Origin of the sequence: Clostridium sp. 1001271st1 H5 (genome assembly GCF_005845215.1) — a bacterium.
Lineage (GTDB): Bacteria > Bacillota > Clostridia > Lachnospirales > Lachnospiraceae > Enterocloster.
This window is the reverse complement of the sequence record NZ_SPHO01000001.1, coordinates 492741-514120: the sequence shown is the minus strand read 5'-3', so window position 1 is coordinate 514120 and position 21380 is coordinate 492741. Positions and strand designations below refer to the sequence as shown.

The 21380-nt window shown below is 52.3% G+C and carries 18 protein-coding genes and 1 other RNA gene; 2 read left to right on the top strand and 17 right to left on the bottom strand.

The window, feature by feature from the left end:
- Positions 1-93 precede the first annotated feature (93 nt).
- From FGS84_RS02150 to FGS84_RS02135, 4 genes are all read right to left on the bottom strand, one after another.
- Positions 94-1125, bottom strand: coding sequence for a sugar kinase (locus FGS84_RS02150; RefSeq protein WP_002564686.1), 1032 nt, complete (start codon positions 1123-1125; stop codon positions 94-96).
- A 72-nt stretch (positions 1126-1197) separates the two neighbouring features.
- Positions 1198-1848 (bottom strand): bifunctional 2-keto-4-hydroxyglutarate aldolase/2-keto-3-deoxy-6-phosphogluconate aldolase, encoded by a 651-nt coding sequence (locus FGS84_RS02145; protein WP_002593416.1) that lies wholly within the window; start codon positions 1846-1848, stop codon positions 1198-1200.
- A gap of 129 nt (positions 1849-1977) precedes the next feature.
- On the bottom strand, positions 1978-2739 hold the full coding sequence (locus tag FGS84_RS02140; protein WP_138306084.1) for an IclR family transcriptional regulator: 762 nt from the start codon (positions 2737-2739) through the stop codon (positions 1978-1980).
- A 148-nt stretch (positions 2740-2887) separates the two neighbouring features.
- On the bottom strand, positions 2888-4369 hold the full coding sequence (locus FGS84_RS02135) for an altronate dehydratase family protein (protein ID WP_138306083.1): 1482 nt from the start codon (positions 4367-4369) through the stop codon (positions 2888-2890).
- 212 nt (positions 4370-4581) lie between these two features.
- Between FGS84_RS02135 and FGS84_RS02130 the strand changes: the two genes are divergently transcribed.
- Positions 4582-5583 carry a LacI family DNA-binding transcriptional regulator gene (locus FGS84_RS02130; protein ID WP_138306082.1) on the top strand — a complete coding sequence of 334 codons (1002 nt, stop codon included), beginning with the start codon at positions 4582-4584 and terminating at the stop codon, positions 5581-5583.
- Positions 5584-5605: 22 nt separating this feature from the next.
- A complete protein-coding gene (gene uxaC, locus FGS84_RS02125) occupies positions 5606-7021 on the top strand; it encodes a glucuronate isomerase (protein WP_138306081.1) in 1416 nt (471 codons plus the stop codon).
- Between the two features lie 77 nt (positions 7022-7098).
- Here the strand turns inward: uxaC and FGS84_RS02120 are convergent, their stop codons facing one another.
- The 13 genes from FGS84_RS02120 to rpoD all read right to left on the bottom strand — a co-directional run bounded on the left by FGS84_RS02120 (position 7099) and on the right by rpoD (position 21360).
- On the bottom strand, positions 7099-8142 hold the full coding sequence (locus tag FGS84_RS02120) for a lysylphosphatidylglycerol synthase transmembrane domain-containing protein (protein WP_138306080.1): 1044 nt from the start codon (positions 8140-8142) through the stop codon (positions 7099-7101).
- Positions 8143-8344: 202 nt separating this feature from the next.
- On the bottom strand, positions 8345-8722 hold the full coding sequence (locus FGS84_RS02115; protein WP_138306079.1) for a hypothetical protein: 378 nt from the start codon (positions 8720-8722) through the stop codon (positions 8345-8347).
- 243 nt (positions 8723-8965) lie between these two features.
- Positions 8966-9323, bottom strand: an RNA gene (gene rnpB / locus FGS84_RS02110) — RNase P RNA component class A.
- 9 nt (positions 9324-9332) lie between these two features.
- A complete protein-coding gene (locus FGS84_RS02105; protein WP_138306078.1) occupies positions 9333-10859 on the bottom strand; it encodes a response regulator in 1527 nt (508 codons plus the stop codon).
- A complete protein-coding gene (locus FGS84_RS02100) occupies positions 10840-12702 on the bottom strand; it encodes a sensor histidine kinase (protein ID WP_138306242.1) in 1863 nt (620 codons plus the stop codon). Before FGS84_RS02100 ends, FGS84_RS02105 begins: the two co-directional genes overlap by 20 nt.
- Positions 12692-13684, bottom strand: a complete 993-nt coding sequence (locus FGS84_RS02095; RefSeq protein WP_138306077.1) for an ABC transporter substrate-binding protein — start codon at positions 13682-13684, stop codon at positions 12692-12694. Before FGS84_RS02095 ends, FGS84_RS02100 begins: the two co-directional genes overlap by 11 nt.
- Positions 13685-13839: 155 nt before the next feature.
- Positions 13840-15132, bottom strand: a complete 1293-nt coding sequence (locus FGS84_RS02090; protein WP_347563766.1) for a TRAP transporter large permease — start codon at positions 15130-15132, stop codon at positions 13840-13842.
- Positions 15133-15624, bottom strand: coding sequence for a TRAP transporter small permease (locus tag FGS84_RS02085; RefSeq protein WP_138306076.1), 492 nt, complete (start codon positions 15622-15624; stop codon positions 15133-15135). It abuts the gene before it with no gap.
- 26 nt (positions 15625-15650) lie between these two features.
- Positions 15651-16679: a C4-dicarboxylate TRAP transporter substrate-binding protein gene (locus FGS84_RS02080; RefSeq protein WP_138306075.1), complete on the bottom strand. Its 1029-nt coding sequence runs from the start codon at positions 16677-16679 to the stop codon at positions 15651-15653.
- A gap of 250 nt (positions 16680-16929) precedes the next feature.
- On the bottom strand, positions 16930-18582 hold the full coding sequence (locus tag FGS84_RS02075) for a nucleoside kinase (protein WP_138306074.1): 1653 nt from the start codon (positions 18580-18582) through the stop codon (positions 16930-16932).
- 40 nt (positions 18583-18622) lie between these two features.
- Positions 18623-19432, bottom strand: a complete 810-nt coding sequence (locus tag FGS84_RS02070) for a Nif3-like dinuclear metal center hexameric protein (protein ID WP_138306073.1) — start codon at positions 19430-19432, stop codon at positions 18623-18625.
- The gene (locus tag FGS84_RS02065; protein ID WP_138306072.1) at positions 19419-20243 is read right to left on the bottom strand and encodes a class I SAM-dependent methyltransferase; all 825 of its coding nucleotides are present in this window, start codon (positions 20241-20243) and stop codon (positions 19419-19421) included. Before FGS84_RS02065 ends, FGS84_RS02070 begins: the two co-directional genes overlap by 14 nt.
- Positions 20236-21360, bottom strand: coding sequence for an RNA polymerase sigma factor RpoD (gene rpoD, locus FGS84_RS02060; protein WP_138306071.1), 1125 nt, complete (start codon positions 21358-21360; stop codon positions 20236-20238). The genes FGS84_RS02065 and rpoD overlap by 8 nt, the downstream gene beginning before the upstream one ends.
- Positions 21361-21380: the final 20 nt, after the last annotated feature.

The window sequence follows — 21380 nt, the reverse complement described above, 5'->3', positions numbered from 1 at the left end:
ATCTCCTTTTCATATAAGAAACCATATAAGAAACGGCTAATACCTCTGAAAAGGATTAGCCGTCTCTGATTGTCTGATTGTCAATATCCTGGTCTATCTCTGAACACGGCCTGAACCGTCGCCGCCGGCCAGATTCTCAACATCTGCCCTGGTCACCAGGTTGAAGTCTCCGGGAATGGTGTGCTTTAATGCGGATGCAGCTACTGCATACTCCAGGGCTGCCTTCATGTCCTTGCCGTCCACCAGGCCGCAGATTAAACCTGCTGCAAAGGAGTCGCCGCCGCCTACACGGTCAACGATTGGTGTAATGTGGTACTTTCTGGAGTGATAGAACTCACGTGTCTTTCCATCCATGATGCATGCGGACCAGCCGTTGTCGGAAGCGCTGTGGCTCTCGCGCAGGGAGCTGATGATGTACTTAAAGCCGAACTTGTCAGCCATCTGGTTGAAAATGTCAACATATCCGGCCAGCTCCAGCTCTCCGGAGGTAACATCGGTGTTGCCCGGCTTGAAGCCCAGAACCTTCTCTGCATCTTCTTCGTTGCCAATGCATACATCCACGTACTGCATCAGATTGGTCATGACCTTCTGTGCCTTTTCAGAGGACCACAGTTTCTTACGGAAGTTTAAGTCAACAGACACAGTCACATTGTGTGCCTTGGCTGCCTTTAATGCTGCCTCGGTGAGTTCGATGGCCGCATCGCTGACAGCTGGTGTGATTCCGGTAAAGTGGAACCAGTCAGCATCTGCAAAAATTTCATCAAAGTTAAACTGGTCAGCTGTTGCTGTGGAGATGGAGCTGTGGGCACGGTCGTAAACAACGTTGGAAGCCCTCATGGCAGAGCCTGTCTCCAGGAAGTAGATGCCCAGTCTCTCGCCGCTTCTGGCAATGTGCTTTGTACCCACATTATACTTTCTCAGTGCAGCCACTGCGCACTCTCCAATGGGGTTAGCCGGCACTGCGGTGATGAATTCAGCCTCATGGCCGTAGTTTGCAAGAGAAACTGCCACGTTTGCCTCGCCGCCGCCGTAGTTGATGTCGAACTCGTCTGCCTGGATGAACTTCTCATTGTTTGGGGTGGATAATCTTAACATGATTTCGCCCATGGTAACAATCTTTGCCATTGTATGATTCTCCTTTAATCTCTAATCTCTTCTTACATGATATATGAAATGATGCTTACGGTACGGTTTAATCTATGCCCTTGCTGCTGCAACTGCTGCAACGAACTCCTGTGCCTTGGCTGTAACGGCTGCAAAGTCACCTGTCTTGGCGCCCTTTGTCAGGCTGCTTCCTGTTCCGACTGCGTAAGCGCCGGCCTTAATCCACTTGTCAACATTGTCAACGTCAACGCCGCCGGACGGCATGAACTCACCCTGAGGAAGGGGTCCCTTGAAGGAGCTGATAGCTGCCGGTCCCACAATATTGCCTGGGAAAATCTTGATGATGTCACAGCCGGCTTCCATAGCGGTAATGGCCTCGGTTGGGGTCATGACGCCTGGCAGCATGGGAACTCTGTAGCGGTTGCACAGACGGATGGTATCTACGTTAAGGCCCGGGCTTACAATGTAGTTGGCGCCGGCCAGAATGCAGGCTCTTGCTGTCTCAGGATCCAGTACGGTACCTGCGCCGATTACAATCTTGTCATTGCCTTTATACTTCTCAGCCATCAGTTTGATGAAGCCAACCGGGTCTCCGTCATCCATGGTCATGGTAAGCTCGATGAAGTTGATTCCGCCTGCAATGATGGCGTCAACTACCTTCTCACCCTGCTCATAGTTCTTTGCGCGAACAACAGCAACCAGACAGTCTTCTTTCATTCTTGCTAAAACTTGTTCTTTCTTCATCTTCATTCTCCTTCTCTTTAAATTCGCATATGCGAATCGGTTTCATAATTACGATTTGTATACTTAAATTCTAATCGCTGTCTCATGATTTGTCAACAGCAAAACTGGTAAAAATATAAGTTTATTTTCCTATACATGCCTTATATATCCCAACAGCCGTGACAGCTGGGCGCCCTTGTCGCTTACCAGGCGTCCCAGGGCGTCATAATCCTCTGTGGGTTTATACAGACTGGAGACGCTGATGGCTCCCATTACATTACCATCCTGCCCAAATACGGGTGCTCCTACACATTCCATGTGTTCTTCCAGTTCCCTGGCATCAAAGGCGTATCCCTTTTCCCGCACAAACTCCAGCTCTTTCTCAAATGCTTCCCGGGTGCAGATTGTCCTGTCCGTGTGTTTCTTAAAGCTGATGCGGGACAATACACCGTCCCGGTCCTCTTCCTCGGTGTAGGCCATTATGGCCTTTCCCAGGGATGTGCAGTAAATGGGATTCTTGGTTCCCACGGTGGCCGTGGTAATGATGGGGTTCTCCGGTTCAAACTTGCAGATATATACAATGGAATCGTCGGAACGGACTCCAAAGAACACAGTTTTCCCCACCTCCCTGGCAAAGGCCTTGAGCACCGGGTCAATGGTGCTGATGAAATCCAGGTTGTTCGTATAATTGATTCCAATCCGGTAGGCTGTCAGGCCGATGGTATATCTCTGCTTCTGCTCCCTTGCCACATGAATCATGCCGGTCTGTACCAGGGTGGTCACAATATCGTAAGCGCTGGTCTTAGGCATGTCCAGCTTTGCGCATATCTCATCCAGGGTAATGCCGTCCGGTTTTTTTGACACCAGTTTCAGTATCTCCACGGTGCGCAGCGTGGTTCTGTTTAGTTTCATGGACACCTCCTGCTCAATCATTCGCATATACATCTCATATCCGTATATACGATATCTAATACTCAGTATACCTCAGACCGGCAGGAGATGCAAGAAGAATTTACATGAAAAAAAGTACCATTTAATGGTCACATGCACACTGTTTTTCCTACAGAGTCACACCTTGTTTGAAAATAGCCATATCATGGAATCCGGCCTCCTCTGACTTGACCTTCCTGCCGGACGCAACAGACAGCACATAGTTAAGCAGCTCCTCTGCCAGCTCTTCCTTGGTCATATCCTCCACCATGCGGCCTGCGTTAAAGTCAATCCAGTTATCCTTATGGCCGGCAAGTCTGGAGTTGCTGGATATCTTGACCGTAGGAACCGGTGATGCAAAGGGGGTTCCCCTTCCGGTTGTAAAGAGCACGATGTGGGCGCCCGACACAGCCAGTGCCGTGGAGGCCACCAGGTCATTGCCAGGGGCGCTTAAAAGGTTCAGACCCTTTACCTTCACCGGCTCGCCGTATTCCAGCACTCCCCTGACAAGGGCGCTTCCCGACTTCTGGGTACACCCCAGGGACTTGTCCTCCAGGGTGGAGATGCCTCCCTTTTTATTGCCTGGGGAAGGGTTTTCATAGATGGTCTGGTTGTGGCTGGTAAAATAATTCTTAAAATTATTAATCAGGTCAACGGTCTTCTCAAACAGCTCCGGAGTGGCGCAGCGGTTCATGAGAAGGGTTTCCGCACCGAACATCTCAGGCACCTCCGTCAGAATGGTGGTTCCGCCCTTGCTTACCAGCAAATCGGAAAACGCGCCTACCACGGGATTGGCCGTGATGCCGGACAGTCCGTCGGAGCCGCCGCACTTCATACCGATGATGAGCTCGCTGGCATCTATCTTTTCCCTGGAAAATGCGCCTGCATAGGCTGCCAGCTCCTTAAGAAGGCCCATGGCAGTCTCCATCTCATCCTCCACATCCTGACACTGAAGGAACTTCACGCGGTCCTCGTCGTACGCTCCGATATAGTCCATGAGCACTGGAATATTGCTGTTCTCGCACCCCAGTCCAAGCACCAGCACGCCGCCGGCGTTGGGATGGTGAATCATGTCCGCCAGCACCTTTCTGGTGTTCTCCTGGTCGTCCCCCATCTGGGAACATCCGTAGGGATGGGGAAATGCAATCACATCCTCCACATTGCCGCCCACCAGCTGTCTGGCCTGGCTCTCAAGAGCCTTGGCAATGGAGTTGACACAGCCTACCGTGGGGATAATCCATATCTCGTTGCGGATGCCTGCCTTTCCGTCCGGCCTGCGGTACCCCTCAAAATATGCGTGTTCCGTAGGAGCCACATCATTTTCCTGGGGATTATAATCATAAGTAAGCACGTCTCCCAGGGCCGTCTTCACATTGTGGACATGGACCCAGGCTCCTGCTTCTATGTCCTCTTTCGCGTAACCGATTCGGAAGCCGTACTTCACCACTTCCTCCCCGGCCTTTATGGGCCTTAAGGCAAACTTGTGTCCCTGGGGTATATCCTCCCGGAGGCAGACCTCTGCACCTGCCTTACCCATTGTCTCACCCTTTGCAAGGGGACGCAGCGCAACCGCTACATTGTCGTTTTCATGAATTTTTACAATATCCTGCATGGCCATTCATTCTCCTATCATCTTTGTTTTCTTTGATTCTGCGTGCCTGTTCTGGTATGCTGTTTCGTGGTTTATTTTTGTAAGTGCTTACAATTATTCTACTCATTTTCCGGTCAGAAGTCAATAAAAAAATAGAAAAGTATTGCATTATCTACGCGGAATATGTATAATGTACTTAGCTTGTAAGCGCTTACAGAATGTGAGGTTAGTTTATGAATATATATGATGTTTCTGAACATGCGGGGGTATCCATCGCCACTGTGTCCAGAGTACTCAATGGAAATCCCAATGTCAGTGAAAAGACCAGAGAAAAGGTCTTGAAAGTTATGGACGAGTTGGGTTATACTCCTAATGTGTTCGCCAGAGGCCTGGGACTGAATACCATGCAGACCATCGGAATCATGTGTTCCGATTCGTCGGACCCATACCTGGCGGGCGCCATTTACTATCTGGAACGCGGACTCCGCTCCCACGGTTACGACGCCATCCTCTGCTGCACCGGCTATGACCTGGACGCCAAGCAGAAGTATTTTGATTTGCTGCGTTCCAAGCGGGTGGATGCCATCATCCTGGCCGGTTCCAAGTTTGTGGAGATGCGGGCCAAGGATAACGCCTATATCATTGAGGCTGCTTCCGACCTTCCCATCATGCTGGTCAACGGCTTTCTGGAAGGTGAGAATATCTACAGCACGGTCTGCGACGACCGCGCGGCCGTGTACGGCGCTGTCAGCCAGCTGCTCTCCTCGGGACGCAGGCGTATCCTGTATGTGTACACCAGCTATTCCTACAGCGGAGTCAATAAACTGGAGGGATACAAGGACGCCCTGAAGGAAAAGGGTATTGCGCCCTGCAGCGAACTCATCCGCCAGTGTCCCAAGGATATAGAGGCCGCCAGGGACCTGCTGCTGTCCCTTCGTAACGAGGGATTGGAATTCGATGCAGTGGTCACCTCCGATGATTCCCTGGCCGTGGGCGCTGTGAAATATGCCCACACAGCCGGCATCTCCATTCCCGATGAGCTGAGCATTATCGGTTATAACAACTCCCTGCTGGCCCGGTGTACGGACCCGGAGATTACATCCATTGACAGCAAGGTGGAAGCACTCTGCACCACCACCATCAACACTCTTATGGGGGTTTTCAGCGGTGTTAATGTGCCCAGCAGGACCACAATCGCCTCTGATTTAATAAAAAGGAAAACCACAAATTTTTAATTCTTAAGGAGGAATATCACACATGAAACAATTTATGGACAAGGATTTCTTATTATCAACGGATATGGCCAGGACACTGTACCATGATTTTGCAGAGAATATGCCGATACTGGACTATCACTGTCACATCAATCCCCAGGAAATCTATGAGGACCGCAAGTTTGACACCATCACCCAGGTATGGCTGGGCGGCGACCATTACAAATGGCGTCAGATGCGTTCCAACGGCGTGGACGAAAAGTATGTAACCGGCGACAGCACGGACAGGGAAAAATTCCAGGCCTGGGCTGAGACCCTGCCAAAGCTCATCGGCAACCCGCTGTACCACTGGAGCCATCTGGAGCTGAGAAAGTATTTCGGATACCAGGGCTACTTAAACGGCGATACTGCGGAGGAGGTATGGAACCTGTGCAACTCCAGGCTGCAGGAGGATTCCATGACCGTCCGCAACCTGATAAAGCAGTCAGGCGTGACCCTGATTTGCACCACGGACGACCCGGTGGACTCCCTGGAATGGCATAAGAAGATTGCAGAGGATGACACCTTCGACGTACAGGTGCTTCCGGCCTGGAGACCTGACAAGGCTATGAACGTTGAGAAGCCAACCTTTGGCGCTTACATGGCGCAGCTCTCCCAGGTCAGCGGCGTCCAGATTACTGATTTTGCGTCCTTAAAGGAAGCCCTTAAGAAGCGCATGGCATTCTTTACATCCATGGGATGCTGCGTATCCGACCATGCTCTGGAGTACGTAATGTACGCGCCTGCCACTGACGCTGAGGTGGACGCCATCCTTGCCAAGGGGTTAAAGGGCGAGACCGTATCCAAGGAAGAGGAGCTGAAGTTCAAGACAGCCTTTATGCTGTTCGTTGCCCGGGAGTACAATGCCATGGGATGGATTATGCAGATTCATTATGGCTGCAAGAGGGACAACAATGGCTACATGTTCGAGAAGCTGGGAGCTGATACCGGATTTGACTGTATCAACAACTATGCTCCAAGTGCGCAGATGGCTGATTTCTTAAATGCACTGAGCACCAACAACGAGATTCCAAAGACCATCCTGTACTCCCTGAATCCCAACGACAACGCTTCCATCGGAACCATTATCGGCTGCTTCCAGGAGAAATTCCCGGGCAAGATTCAGCAGGGCTCCGCATGGTGGTTCAATGACCACAAGATTGGCATGACCGAGCAGATGACATCCCTGGCCAACTTAGGATGCCTGGGCAACTTCATCGGTATGCTGACAGACTCCAGAAGTTTCCTGTCCTACACCAGGCATGAGTACTTCCGCCGCATCCTCTGCAGCCTGATTGGCGGCTGGGTAGAAAACGGCGAGTATCCCGCTGACATGACGGCCCTGGAGGAAATCATAAAGGGTATCTGCTACAACAACTCCGTGAAATATTTCGGATTTAAGCTGGATGAAGTGAACTAAATATTATCTTTGATAACAGCACAGGGAACTGCCCATGGTATCGGGCAGTCCCCTGTTTTTGATTTCCGCCTGTGTCTTCATACTGCGGAAGCAGCCTTTCCCCTTCTTGCAAACTGCAGAAAGGCAGTCACCAGACCGCTGACGCAGAGCATTGCGTAAAAGCTGATTCCACGGCTTAAGAGCATCACGGAAAAGCTCTGTCCTGCCCCCAAAAGGGTGCGGTACAGCGCAAGGAAACCGCCCTCTGAAGCCCCCACGGAGCCGGGAAGGGGAACTGCTGTTACCGCCAGGCTCAATATGGCCTGGAGAGCCAGGAATTGTTCTGCTGCCGCGGATATGCCCAGGGCCCGGCAGGCACAGTACGGCACCATATAAAGGGCAGTCAGCTGAAGGGCTCCATGTATGAACATCCTGACCACCACCAGGGGATACTGCCGCAGGTAGGCGCCTCCCCTGCTGTACTCGTCAATCAGGCCCTCCACCTTCTGCACCGCCCTCTTCCTGTTCTTAATGATTCCAGTCCTGCACAGCCCTCCCACCATAAACAGCATTGTTTTCTCCGCCAGAAGGCCGTTGAGGATGATTAACAGGATAAGGCCTGAACAGAATCCATTTACCAGCACCCCGAAAATCAGAAGCAGCCTTATGATTCTGCCCTGTCCCATGACAAAGGTCAGATTGGTTCCAATCATGATGCACCCGTAAACCAGCACCGTCATCTGATACGCCGCGGCCGTGGCCAGAAGGGAAAATGAACTGTGGGCAGCTCCAAAGCCATCCCTCACCATATAGTAAAGCTGCATGGGCTGTCCCCCTGTGGCAGAAGGAGTAATGGCGCTGAAGTAAAAATCCGCAAATGCATAGGACAGGGACCGCCAGTAGGGAACCTTTTTCCGGAAGGTCCTCATTAAAAGCCTGATATTGGCCGCCTCACAATTGACAAAGAGGAACATGCAGGCAAAACCCAGGCATACAAACCGGATATCCGCCCTCATGAATGTACTGCCCAGGGTCTGGACGGAGTGACTGCCCAGCAGCACATGGAAGGTTAACCAGGCCAGGGCAGCCACCAGACAGAGCCCTATGGACATTTCCTTCCAGTTCATCTTTTTCTGCTCCATTCCCTGTTCCTCCTTTCCCATCATTCTCCCGGTATAAGCTGTGTCTATTATACCGTCCAATTCTTAAAAACTTATGATTATTTTCTGAATGTTTTTGTATTTTTTACCGCACTTGCGTATAAAGGACAAAAAGACCGCTGCACAACGGGATTCATCTCCCTCTGTACAACGGTCCTGCTGCTCTTTCAGCCTGCCTCATCCTCTATTTGAGACGCACCACATGCTGACAGTATATATACATATTTTTGATTTTCTTGGCCTGCTGCCCATCATCTCCCAGTACAATGGGCTGCGTTCCCGTAGGGGTGATATAAAGCTTGAATGCAATGGCATCCTGCCCAATCTTCATGGACCTTACAGGCATGTATTGGAAATTGCCATGTTCGATTCCCAGATATTCATACATGCTGTGCTCCAAATCAGGATTAGCAAACACCCGCACCACATCTGATTCCCCTTTCATGTCGATGATTGCCCTGGCCTCCTCAAATTTAATGTTGGTAAAGCGGTAATCACCATTACCAATGATGTAGGCCAGCGTGCCGTTATCCAGTAACAGTAAAGGATCCGTCTGCGCCATCTAAAAACCCCCTTTTCAAAATGCCTTTTTATTTGTCTTATATTAATCATAATGCCTTATATGGGGAATGTCAATATAATCAGAAAATTATCAATATTGTTTGTCAATTAACTATCAATTAATCGGATTTTCCGAATACTGTTTCTATTCATTCGTTTCCTTTTCATAAAAACATATTCTAAATGCAAAAAAGATTACAGGATTCTCTCCCATAATCTTCTCTTTCCTCATGTCCAAACAATGTATGTGAGCAGGACGATAAGCCGGGTTATGTCATTGGATGGCCATCTATCTAGGACTGCCGTCGCCGGCAGCCTCAAGCAACCTACCCGGAAGCTGACGGGCAGCCATATGCTTCCTGTTCGGTCTTGCTTCGAGTGGGGTTTACATGTGCCCCGCCTGTTACCAGACGGGCGGTAGTCTCTTACACTGCCCTTCCACCCTTACCTTTTAGGCCGAAGCCTGAAAGGCGGTACATTTCTGTTGCACTGTCCCTGGAGTCGCCTCCGCCAGACGTTATCTGGCACCCTGCCCTGTGAAGCCCGGACTTTCCTCTCCCGCGGCCTTGCGGTATCGCGGCAGCGGCCATCTGTCCTACTCACAACGTGTATTAGTCTAACACAGAATCACGGGTTTGTCCAGAGGAACCCTGCTGCTTTTCCCTGTATTCCGACGGCGGGCAGCCTGTGTATTTCTTAAAGGCAGTGCTGAAATAGGGAATGTTGCTGTAACCGGTCATCATGGCAATCTCATAAATCTTGCGGTTGGGGTCCCGCATCAGCTCCTTTGCCTTTTCCATGCGCAGCTTCAGAAGGTAATCCGTAAAGGACACCCCTGTCTCGCTCTTAAAGGAGGTGCTGAACCTGGCGCTGCTCAGACCGGCGGCTGCGGCCGCATCCTCCAGGGACAGGGCGGGACTGCTGTAGCATTCCTCCATATAGCCCAGCGCCTTTACCACCGGCCTGGAATATGCGCCGGATTTCTGGCTGCCCGCATACTCGCAGATACGCCTCAGGTTCTCCCCCAGCACCCGGATGGCCTTTCCAATGGTCTCGCACCCAATCAGTTTCTTATACTCCTCCACCGGATTCTCAAACACCAGCTCCGGGCTTATGCCTGCATTTCCCAGTTCCTTAAGGACCGCGCTGTACAGGCTGCTGACCATGAACTGCATATAGATATAAGAATCCATCCCTGTCTGCATAAGCAGCGCCTCCAGCTCTCCCATGCGCTTTTCCAGCAGTTTCACATTGCCGCTTTTTACCGGGGTGATAAGGTCGATATCCAGTATGGGCGACGGGTCATTCTCCTTTCCCTCCCCTTTGATATCCTGAAAGCGCAGATTCTGGTTATCCCCTCTGATGTATTTTAATTTCAGGGCCTCATGCGCCTCCTGATAACATTGGTCCAGCAGCCGGATACCCCGCAGCACATTGCTCTGGGCACTGGTCAGGCTCAGGCCCTGCTCTGAAAACATCTGCCTGGTACGGCTTAGATAGAGACCTGCCCGCATTTCCACCGTCATCCTGGTGGGGGCAATCACTGCTATTTCACAGCGGTTCTCCCTCTGCATCAGAACATAGGCGCCCTGTTCCCTCATATGGCCTGCCGCTGCTGCCATAAGCCCGCCCTTGTCCTGGGATTCAAAGATAAGGACCATGCAGTGGTCATGCTCCATCTCCATTAACGGACCGCTGTCGCTTACCTCGTACATCAGCAGCTTGCGCAGTAAATCTTCCCTGTCCTCAAAGGAATCCTTTTTAGCCTCGTCATACCGCCTGACGCAGTCTGAGGCAAGATGGGTCAGCTCCTCCATGTTGATGGGCTTGGTGAGATAATCCTGGACTCCCAGCTTAAGGGCCCTTCTGGCATATTCAAAATCATCATAACCGCTGAACACGATTGCCATGAGGCCCGGATTCAGCCTCTTCCCTTCCTCTATGAGCTGCAGTCCGTCCACATGGGGCATTCGGATGTCTGTCATGAGAAGCTCCGGCCGCTGTTCCCTGAGCAGCGCCAGACCTTCCTTTCCGTTACCGGCTGTTCCCACCAGCTCTATGCCCAGGGATGCCCAGTCAATGACGCTGCACAAACCCTTTAATATAATCTCATCGTCATCACAGATAATTGCTCTCATCTGACGCCTCCCCCTTTTTCCCAATCCGCAGGGTCACCACGGTCCCCTCGCCCCTGGCTGACTCTATGGACACCCCATATTTCCTGCCGTATACTATCTTAATCTTGTCGTTCACATTGCGCACCCCATAGCCGGTGCCCTGCTGGTCCGAGGATATGGTATCCAGCTCCTGGTTCAGACGTCTGCAGGCGTCCTCATCCATGCCCAGGCCCGTATCCTGCACCTGTAATATGACATCCCCTTCCTGCGGGAAAATATGGATATAAATATACCCTTTCTCCTCCATGGGCTTGATTCCGTGGTAAATGGCATTCTCCACCACTGGCTGCAATATAAGCTTGGGCGTCCTGCATGACAGCACGGAGGGGTCCACATTGATGTCATAGTCGAATTTCTCCTGATACCGCCGGTGCTGGATGCTCAGATAGCTCTTTATGTGCTTTACCTCTTCCTCCACGGTGATGATGTCACGCCCCTTGCTGAGGCTTATCTTGAAAAAGTCTGTCAGGGCTGTCAGCATCTCAATGCTCTCCTCCACCTGCTGCATCCTCAGGGACCAGATAATGGAATCCAGGGTGTTGTACAGGAAGTGGGGATTAATCTGAGCCTGCAGGGCCTTTAGCTCCTCCCGCCTCAGCTTCTCCTGTTCCCGGTATATGGCGTCAATCAGGTTCTTCATCTCACCGGTCATATGGTTAAAGGAATCATACAGCACCCCGATTTCATCCCTCCGCTCTGTCTCAACCGATGTATCCAGGTTGCCGGAGCACACCTGTTCCATGGCTTTTACCAGCGTAAACAGGGGTCTGGTAACTGAATCAGCCACCCTCTCGGACAGTATCATGGATATGGCCGCTGCCAGGGCCAGAAGCATAATCATGAGCACCTTGATATATTCCACGGACCGGGTAATGGATGCCTTTGGTATGACGCCCACGATTTTCCAGTCCGTCTGGTTCAGGGTCTGGTAGACCACCAGCTGCCTCTTGTCCTTCAGCACATGGGACACGCCGTATTCCGGTATTTCACTTAAATTGTCCTCCACCATCCGGCGCGCCTTCTCAACTCCCTCCCGGTCCTTCCAGGGTCCTTCTCCTGCTGTCAGGTTCATAATCCGGTTCCGTTCATCCATCAGAAACACATCCCCTGTGCCGCTGACCGCCCTGGCTGCAATGTCTGACAGCTTGTCGGAGTCAATATCCGCCAGGACCACCCCCTTGGTCCGTCCCGTGGCCTTGTCAATGAATGGAATTCCCATGGATACATAGGATGTGTATGGCGTGCTGACCACATAGGAATTTTCATGGGGCGGAAACCACTGGGCCTGTCCCGTGGCATGGATGATGCGGTACCAGTCCGTGTCCCTGGGGTCCGACACCAGGAAGGATGATGAATTGCTCTTATAACGTCCCCCATTGTCCCCCAGCACATATACGCCGAAAATGTCCCGGTTATAGGAGGGAAGCACCATCAGTTCCATGCTTCCCTCCAAATCGTAGGAATACATCTCCTTTATGGAACGGAACTGGCGCCGTATAAGCTTCTGCATACTGATATTGTCGTTCATGGCGGAACAGACCTGATAGGTCTGGAGGAACAGTTCATTGATGTCCTGGCAGGCATTGCCCACCATCTGGACCGTGGTGGCCTCTGCCTCCTTAAGGATTCTGGATGAGGTCATGTAGTAGTGAAGGGCGCCGGTAAGAATGACAATGCCTGTGGAGGAAGCAGCAAAAGAAAGTATCATCTTCTCCTTTAACATAAGACGTACTCCCAGGTTCCGGCAGGCCCCAAAACCTGTCCCTTTATTCAGATATGCCTTTATGGTTTCCCTAATACGCATCTTCAAACAATTCCTCCGCATTATCCACGGTGTATTCCCGGTGCTTTACCATGGTCTGGCGGTCCGGCTTTTCTCCCCTCCGGTGCCTGTTTATGATGTCAAATACCGCATCCCCGTATTCCGGACTGCTTTTTACCGTGGCCAGGTACTCCCGGGCAATAATGGCCTTAAACACATCCTGTATGCCGCCGATAGACACAATGACCACGTCCCTGCCCGGTTCCATGCCCGCCAGCTTAAGGGCCTGAAGGACCCCCAGACCGTCCTCATCGCTCTGGGCAAATACCGCATTAAAATCAATGTCCTGGTCGGCAATGACGGACTCCGTCACCTTCTGGGCCGTGAGCCGGTTGCCGCTGCTCTCCACACGTTTGGAAATATACAGGTTGGAGTGCTCCCTTATGCCGTGCATGAAGCCCATGTACCGTTCCCAATCCATGGCCGAGGTTTTTTCTCCCTGAATAACCATGGTATGGCAAGGCTCAATGCCGAAATGCCGGGCCAGTATATCCGCGCACAGCTCTCCCTCTGCATAGTAATCCGAAGCAACATAGCCCAGAACGTAATCTTCCCGGTCATACTCCGGCTCCATCTCCACATCCTGCTCTGCCAGTATCACCGGCACTCCCCTCTGCCTGGCCTCCAGAAGCACCTGGTCATAGCCCTTCCTGGCGCTGGGAATCAGGATAAGGTAATCAATGCCCGAATCCAGAAGCCTGTATATATCCTCAATCTGCCACTCCAGGCTCTCCTCCTCCGGCGCATGGTAAATCAGCTGTGCCCCTCTCCGCCTGGCCGCCTCCTTAAAGCTCTTAATCTGAGCTGTCTTCCAGGGAGTAAGGGGCTCTGCCTGGGATAATCCCACCCGCAGGCCCTCATGCTCTGTCTCCTGTACAGCCGGAACAAACCATCTGTCCTTTACCAGCCATAAAAGGCATGCAAGCATCACTGCAAAGCACGCCGCAATCATTTTCTTTCTCATATATCACTGCCCCTGTCTCATTTGAATCCTATTATACCAGAAAAGTGTATGAATAGACAGCGAAGTTAATATGAAAGGCATCCATTCACCCGGATAAGACAAGGCTGCCGGAACATACTCTGTCCGGCAGCCTTCCCTGGATATGTAATCCTGTTTTAATAGAACAGATTCACCAGCCCGGTGGAGAACATTGGCACATAGGCCATCAGCAGCATGCAGATGAACAGCATGACATAGAAGGGAATGGACTCCTTGATGAACTCCTTTATCTTACACCTGGTGATGCCGCAGGTGACGAATATCAGAGCACCCATGGGCGGTGTCACGCCGCCGCAGGCCATTGTGAAGATGTAGACCATGGCAAAATGGATGGGGTCGATGCCGTAAGCCTCGGCCACCGGGGCCAGAAGGGGAACCAGCACAATGAGGGCTGCATTTCCCTCAATGAACATGCCCACCACGATGAGGAACAGGATAATGACAAAGAGGAACAGGTATTTATTGTTGATGGTTCCCAGCACCAGGGCCGTAAACTGCTGGGGAATCTGCTCCCTGGTGAGAATCCAGGCAAAGGCGGAGGCGCCGCCCACAATCAGCATGATGGATGCCGTGGTTGCCACGGTTTCCTTAAGGCCTGTGCGGATATCCTTAAGCTTCAGTTCCTTATACACCACCCCCAGAATCAGGGAATAGACAATGGCCACTGCTCCTGCCTCTGTAGGGGTAAAAATTCCCATACGGATGCCGCCGATGATGATAACAGGAAGGCACAGAGGGAGAAAGGCGCTGGCAATCTCAGGGGCTGCCTGCTTCATGGTCAGACGCTCGGTGCGCATGGGTACATAGCCCCTTTTCCTGGAAATGAAGTGCACCAGAATCATCATTGCAACGCACAGAAGCACGCCGGGACCGATTCCTGCAATAAACAGCTTGCCAATGGAAAGATTGGCAATGGAGCCGTAAAGAATCATGGCAATTCCCGGAGGAATCAAAGGCGTAATCATGGATGACATGGCTGTCACCACGGTTGAGAACTGCCTGGAATAGCCGTGATGCTCCATCTCAGGCACCAGCATCTTTGCCTCCATGGCTGCGTCTGCCAGATTGCTTCCCGACAGGCCGCCCATCAGAGTGGACAGAAGTACATTTACCTGGGCCAGACCGCCGGTCATGCGCCCGGTCATTACATTACAGAATCCCATAACACGCTTGGTCACGCCGGAGTAGTTCATGAACACCCCTGCGCAGATAAAAAACGGGATAGCCAGAAGAGGAATACTCTCCACGCCTGCCAGGACCCTCTGGCCCAGTATCTTTGTAAAAGGGCCTCCTGTCAGGTAAAAATAAGCCATGGAACCGGAAAGGATGGAGATAAACACCGGAACCTTCAGAAACAGCAGCACCAGCAGAACTGCAGTCGATATCATGATAATACTTGTCTCCATCATTTACGCTTCCTCCCTTTTTCCGGTTAAGTCCCTGTATGTATTCAGGCATACCTGCACCGCCATGGTAAGGCACCCTATGGGCAGCGGCGCATAGATAAGGCTGTAGGGAATCTTCAGAATGTTGGTCACACGGTCATAGCGGACCATCTGCATAATATAGCGGACTCCCTGATATCCCACATAGCAGAGGATGATGACTGCTGCCGCTGCAATGAACACGCTCAGTATTTTCTGAAGCTTTTCCGGGAATATTTCCACTATCACGTCAATGGCAGCATGGTTCCCGCATACAAAGGCATACCTGCCTCCCAGGAACACCACCCAGATGATAAGGGCCAGCTGCACTTCCTCCTGCCATACAAATGGGTCTCCCAGGCAATAGCGCATTATGACCCCAAAGAAGGTGATTCCCACCAGAAGCACCAGGGCCCCGCAGGCTGCCAGCACATCCGCGTTGCAAAGCAGGTTCTTTATCTTATTATCTGATTTCATATTTACTTACCCCTTTCCCCGTACATTTAATCCTGCCTGCCAATAATGGCCTTCATTTCTTCAATCAGTCCCTCTGACCACATGGCCTTAATCTGCGGGTCCTCATAAAATGACTGGCCTGCTGCCTTAAAATCCTCTGGCGTCAGCTCGCTTACGGTCACACCTGCTGCCTTTAATGCTTCCAGCGCTTCCTCGTCCGCTTTCTCTAACTGTTCACTGTTGAATACTCCGGCCTGGTCGCCGCATTCCATCAGAATCTTCTGCTGTTCCTCTGTCAGCGTATGGAAGAAATCTGCTCCCATAATCCAGCAGGTCATGTCGTATGTGTGGGCGTCCAGCACCAGGTTCTTGGCCACCTCCTGATAGGCGCCGTTTAAAATAACCGGAAGGGGATTTTCAGCCCCGTCTATGGTTCCCTGCTGCAGGGCCGTATAGATGTCGCTCATGGCCATGGGCGTGGGCGTTGCTCCCAGCGACTCAAATACCTTTATCAGTATGGTCTGGTTGGGTACGCGGATTTTCCTGCCTTTTAAATCGCTGACCGCGTTCACCGGCTTCTTAGTGATGGTATGGCGGATTCCGTATCTCCATGTGGTCAGTATCTTTAAGCCCACATTCTGCTCCAGCTCCTCTGCCTTGCCTGCAAACCAGCTGCTGTCCACCACCTTTTCCAGGTCCTCCCACCCCTCAAACAGGTAGGGAGCAAAGAGAACTCCAAAATCCTGGATTCCCCTGTCCTGGAAAAAAGGTCCGTTGGCCAGGGTGACCACACAGTCGCCGTTGACGGCCTGGTCAATGATATTGTCCTTGCTTCCCAGCTGGCTGGAAGGATACAGGTCCACCCTCATGGTTCCCCCGCTCTGTTCCTCCACCAGCTCCTTCCACTCATGGCAGGCCAGGTCAATGGGTTCCCCCGGATTGTTCTCATAGCCAATCATGATACGGACCTTTTTGCCGCTGCCGTCTGCCGTCTGGCTGCTGTCCGCCTGGCCGCCGCAGCCTGCCAGGGATAAGGCCAATGTGCAGCTTACCAGTAATGCCAGTACCTTTTTCATTTCTTCCCCTCCTGATTCTTATCCTGGGTGGCACCGCCACCGGATGTTTGTTTCCTTGTCTTTTATGCCCTTATTATATACTTTGGACCAGTGTGTTGTACATTCACTCTCATTCCCTTTTCTTTTAAAATCTTTCCCTCATGAAATAAAAACAGAAAATACCGCAGAAATCAGCACAAAAAAAAGACCGTTTCCCATGCAGTACTGTAAGGAAACGGTCTGTCTCATCTCAATGCCGCCTGTGCGGCCATCATACGTTCAGACAGCTCCCGCCTATGAACTCCCTGAGGATGGAATTCTTGGGTATGTCCTCGCTGCTGACACCGATAAAATAGTCCAGGAATTTAAGGAGCCGTTTAGCCTCCAGCCATTCCTCACTGTCCTTAGGAATGGCAAAGAGCAGGGGCTGGGCGTACTGCTTCAGCACTGCCAGCTCATAGACCAGGGCGGAATTGAACATGGCGTCCGCCTCCTCCTGGAAGGGAAAGATGTTCTCCTCCTCGCCCTTGCGCACCGAGGGCCACATGCGTATGGTTTCCTGCGCCGAGGAACCTCTTGTCCTGGCGTCCCGCACCATCCGTCTCAGGAGACGTCCGTCGGTGGTGGGTATGCGGTTGTGTTCGTCGATGTTGAGCTGGGTCAGCGCGCTGATGTATATCTTGAATTTACTGTCGGCCGGAAGGGTGTAGGAGAGCCGGTCATTCAGGCAGTGGATTCCCTCTATAACCAGAATATCTCCCTCCCCCAGCTGAAGGAAGTTTCCCTTATACTCCCTGATTCCCTTTTTAAAGTTATAGTAGGGAAGCTCCACCCGCCTTCCTTCCAGAAGACCGGTCATGTCCCGGTTAAACAGCTCCACGTCCAGGCATTCCAGAATCTCATAGTTGTAATTGCCGTGTTCATCCCTTGGACTGTCCACCCGGTTTACAAAATAGTTATCCACTGCAATGGGATGGGGCTTTAGGCCAATGGCCTCCAGCTGGACCGACAGGCGGTGGGAAAATGTGGTTTTGCCGGATGATGAGGGTCCTGCTATCATCACAAAGCGGGCGTTCTTCCTGGCCGATATCTGGGCTGCTATCTCTGCAATCTTCTTCTCCTGAAGCGCTTCCTGTATCAGAATCAGGTGGGACATATCCCCCTTTGCAATCCTGTCGTTCAGGGCGCCCACCGTCTCCAGGTCCATGCGCCTGCCCCATTCAGTGGATTCAGCCAGGGTGGCAAACAGCTTATCGCTGGGCGTAAACCGGTGAAGAATGTCCGGCGTATTCCGGTCAGGCATTACCATCACAAATCCGTAGTGGTAAGGAATCAGGTCAAAATGCTTGATGTAGCCTGTATTCTGGACCATATACCCGTAGTAGTAGTCCTCAAACCCGTCAATGCTGTAGATATTGACCCTGGATACCATGCGGTAACGGAACAGCCTGGCCTTGTCATACATACCCAGCTTCTCAAACAGCTCAATGGCGTCATCTGTGGACACGCTGCGCTTCATGATGGGAATCTTCCGTTCCACATACTCCCTCATCTTGGCCTTTACCGCATCCAGGAATTCCTGGTCCAGAACAAAGTTTCCCCTGGCCTCCACGAAAAATCCCCTGCCGATGGAAAAGTCAATCATCAGCTTTTCCACATTGCCGGCGCCTGCAACGCTGTAGAACGCCTTCAGCATCATAAGGGACGCGCTCCTCTGATAGGCAGACATGCCCGGCTTATCCTTTGCAGTGACAAAGGAAAGCTCACAGTCCTTCACCTGCTTATGCAGCTCCTGGAGCTTTCCGTTTACCCGCACCAGCAGGATATCGTATTCATACTCCTTCTGGTGTTCCCGGGCCGCCTCCAGCCAGGTGGCGCCCTCCGGGTATTCCTTTGTGATGCCGTTTATCTTAACCAGTGCCATTCCATCTACCTCCCTCAATTTACAGAATCTGTTTCTCCGGTCACACAATCATGGCAGGCCATTGGGGCGGCGCCTGCTCCAGTTCCACCTGGTTCCCCAGATTCTTCCTGAGAAACTCTGCCATATAGGGGATAAAAATATGCTCCAGGCCGTAGTGGCCTCCGTCGATAATGGCCATGCCCCTGGCTGCCGCGTCTATCCCCTGGTGGTGGCTGATATCCCCTGTCACAAGGACCTGGGCCCCCCAGGCCAGAGCTCCCTCAATCTCGCTCCCCCCTGCGCCGGGGCATACGGATACACGGGAAATCCGCTGCTCCATTAGGCTTTCCCCGTATACAAGGGCAAAGGGAAGGCCGAACACATCCTTGACACGGGACGCCAGCTCCCTTACAGTCACTTCCTCCCTCAGGAATCCGTTCTTGCCGATGCCGTAAGAAACAGTGCCCTCCGGTCCATCCATTTCCCCCAGGTTCTCTAACGGTATGCAGTCCGTCAGGCCCAGCCGCTCTGCGGCCAAATCAGCCATACAGCCCGGAGCCGCATCAAAGTTGGTATGCATGGCATAACAGGAAATATCTGCCTGTATCAGCTTCACCAGCCTTCTGGTGATGAAGTTCTGGTCATTTACCTTTTTGATGGCCTTAAATATCAGGGGATGATGGGTCAGCAGCATGTCCGCACCCCAAGCCACGGCCTCCTCCACCACCTTGTCCGTTGCGTCCAGGGCAATGTATATCTTCTTTACATCCTTATCGCTCCTGCCCGCCAGAAGACCGGGATTATCCCAGTCACAGGCGCAGTCCTCGGGCGCCAGTTTCCTGCAAACCTCCATGATTTCACTGCATTTCATCTTGTGCCTCCTTAATCCAGGCCAGTTCCTCCTGCCTGCTTTTTCTGGCCCCTGCCCTGGCTTCTGTCTCGGAAATCCCATCTGTCTCCTGCAGGGATTCCAGGATTTTCTCAATCCTGGCCTTCTCCCTGCCCAGGTATTCCCTCAGGGTCCCGTCCTTTTTGCCAATCAGTATCCTGCCGTAAAGGTAATGGGCCTGGCTTTCATACTCCATAAAGCCCCTTTTCACGCTCATCACCGTATAATATTTTCCCTCGTCCTTTACCATGGCTTCGTCCTCAATGGCAAATCCATGGCCTGCCAGATAACGCCTTACCTTATCCAAATCCGACTGGGGCGAGAGAACGTAATGGTTTACGCTGTCCCACACATGGCGCCCCTGGTCCAGGATTTTCATTATCAGTTCCCCTCCCATGCCCGCTATGATAACCGTGTCAGCCTCTCCGGGCTTAAGCTCTTTCAGGCCGTCGCTGAGCCTTGTGCGGATAGGACAGACCGTCCGTGAGCCGCAGTCCTTCCTCTCCTGGTCCGTATTTTCTTTGCTCTTTCCCTGTTTCTGCGCCCAGGCTTCATATTCCCTTATATGGGCCCGGGCTCGCTCCAGGGGACCGGGTCTTACATCCATGGCCAGGGCAGAGGCAATCCGCCCTGTCTGTGCCAGGTACACGGGTATATATCCATGGTCCGTGCCCACATCGGCAATGGAGCTTCCCTGATGCACAAAGCCGGCAACGGTCAAAAGACGGGCCGACAGCTTCACGGTTCCCGCCTGTTCTTTTTTATCTCTTGTCTCTAACTTATCACTATTCATCCAGATAATCCTTTAACTTTTTACTTCTGCTGGGATGGCGCAGTTTGCGCAGGGCCTTTGCCTCTATCTGGCGTATACGCTCCCTGGTGACACTAAACTGCTTTCCCACCTCCTCCAGCGTCCTGGGACGTCCGTCGTCCAGGCCGAACCGGAGGCGCAGCACCTTCTGCTCCCGCTCCGTCAGGGTCAGCAGCACTTCCATCAGCTGTTCGTGAAGAAGGGTAAAGGCTGCCGCATCCTGGGGCACCAGCACATTGTCGTCCTGTATGAAATCTCCCAGATGGCTGTCCTCCTCCTCGCCGATAGGCGTCTCCAGGGACACAGGCTCCTGGGACATCTTCATAATTTCAGATACCCGTTCCACCGGCAGGTCCACTCTGGCTGCTATCTCCTCCGTGGTGGGCTCCCTGCCCAGCTCCTGCAGCAGCTGGCGTGAGGTGCGCACCAGACGGTTGATGGTCTCCACCATGTGAACCGGAATCCGTATGGTCCTGGCCTGGTCCGCAATGGCCCTGGTGATGGCCTGGCGAATCCACCAGGTGGCGTAGGTACTGAACTTATACCCCTTGGTATAGTCAAATTTCTCCACTGCCTTGATGAGCCCAAGGTTTCCTTCCTGAATCAGGTCTAAAAACTGCATTCCCCTGCCCACATACCGCTTGGCAATGCTGACCACCAGGCGCAGGTTGGACTCTGCCAGGCGCTTCCTGGCCTCCGGGTCGCCCAGCTCCATCTTCTTGGCCAGCTCCACCTCATCCTCCATGCCCAGAAGGGGAATCTTACCAATCTCCTTCAGATACATACGCACAGGGTCCTCCAGGCTGACGCCCTCGGGAACCGACAGATCCAGGTGCTCCACATCGATTTCTTCCTCTTCATCCAGCTCCATCTCCTCCTCGATGAAAAGGTCCGGGTCCAGCTCTTCCTCTATCCCCATGCGGATGACATCCACCTTATTCTGGTCCAGGAACTCAAACAGCCTGTCCAACTGCTGTGCTGCCGGCGGTTCCTGACCAAAATAATCCATGACCTCCTGGTATTCCAATACGTTTTTCTTTTTCTTGGCTTCCTCCAGAAGTCCTGCCAGTTTCTCCTCAAACACGTCCGTCCCTTCCATAACTTGGTCCATCCTTCCTA

Coding starts and splice junctions, on each gene's coding strand:
- FGS84_RS02150 (WP_002564686.1), bottom strand. CDS start 1,125: ATGGCAAAGATTGTTACCATGGGCGAAATCATGTTAAGATTATCCACC.
- FGS84_RS02145 (WP_002593416.1), bottom strand. CDS start 1,848: ATGAAGAAAGAACAAGTTTTAGCAAGAATGAAAGAAGACTGTCTGGTT.
- FGS84_RS02140 (WP_138306084.1), bottom strand. CDS start 2,739: ATGAAACTAAACAGAACCACGCTGCGCACCGTGGAGATACTGAAACTG.
- FGS84_RS02135 (WP_138306083.1), bottom strand. CDS start 4,369: ATGCAGGATATTGTAAAAATTCATGAAAACGACAATGTAGCGGTTGCG.
- FGS84_RS02130 (WP_138306082.1), top strand. CDS start 4,582: ATGAATATATATGATGTTTCTGAACATGCGGGGGTATCCATCGCCACT.
- uxaC (WP_138306081.1), top strand. CDS start 5,606: ATGAAACAATTTATGGACAAGGATTTCTTATTATCAACGGATATGGCC.
- FGS84_RS02120 (WP_138306080.1), bottom strand. CDS start 8,142: ATGGAGCAGAAAAAGATGAACTGGAAGGAAATGTCCATAGGGCTCTGT.
- FGS84_RS02115 (WP_138306079.1), bottom strand. CDS start 8,722: ATGGCGCAGACGGATCCTTTACTGTTACTGGATAACGGCACGCTGGCC.
- FGS84_RS02105 (WP_138306078.1), bottom strand. CDS start 10,859: ATGAGAGCAATTATCTGTGATGACGATGAGATTATATTAAAGGGTTTG.
- FGS84_RS02100 (WP_138306242.1), bottom strand. CDS start 12,702: ATGCGTATTAGGGAAACCATAAAGGCATATCTGAATAAAGGGACAGGT.
- FGS84_RS02095 (WP_138306077.1), bottom strand. CDS start 13,684: ATGAGAAAGAAAATGATTGCGGCGTGCTTTGCAGTGATGCTTGCATGC.
- FGS84_RS02090 (WP_347563766.1), bottom strand. CDS start 15,132: ATGATGGAGACAAGTATTATCATGATATCGACTGCAGTTCTGCTGGTG.
- FGS84_RS02085 (WP_138306076.1), bottom strand. CDS start 15,624: ATGAAATCAGATAATAAGATAAAGAACCTGCTTTGCAACGCGGATGTG.
- FGS84_RS02080 (WP_138306075.1), bottom strand. CDS start 16,679: ATGAAAAAGGTACTGGCATTACTGGTAAGCTGCACATTGGCCTTATCC.
- FGS84_RS02075 (WP_138306074.1), bottom strand. CDS start 18,582: ATGGCACTGGTTAAGATAAACGGCATCACAAAGGAATACCCGGAGGGC.
- FGS84_RS02070 (WP_138306073.1), bottom strand. CDS start 19,432: ATGAAATGCAGTGAAATCATGGAGGTTTGCAGGAAACTGGCGCCCGAG.
- FGS84_RS02065 (WP_138306072.1), bottom strand. CDS start 20,243: ATGAATAGTGATAAGTTAGAGACAAGAGATAAAAAAGAACAGGCGGGA.
- rpoD (WP_138306071.1), bottom strand. CDS start 21,360: ATGGAAGGGACGGACGTGTTTGAGGAGAAACTGGCAGGACTTCTGGAG.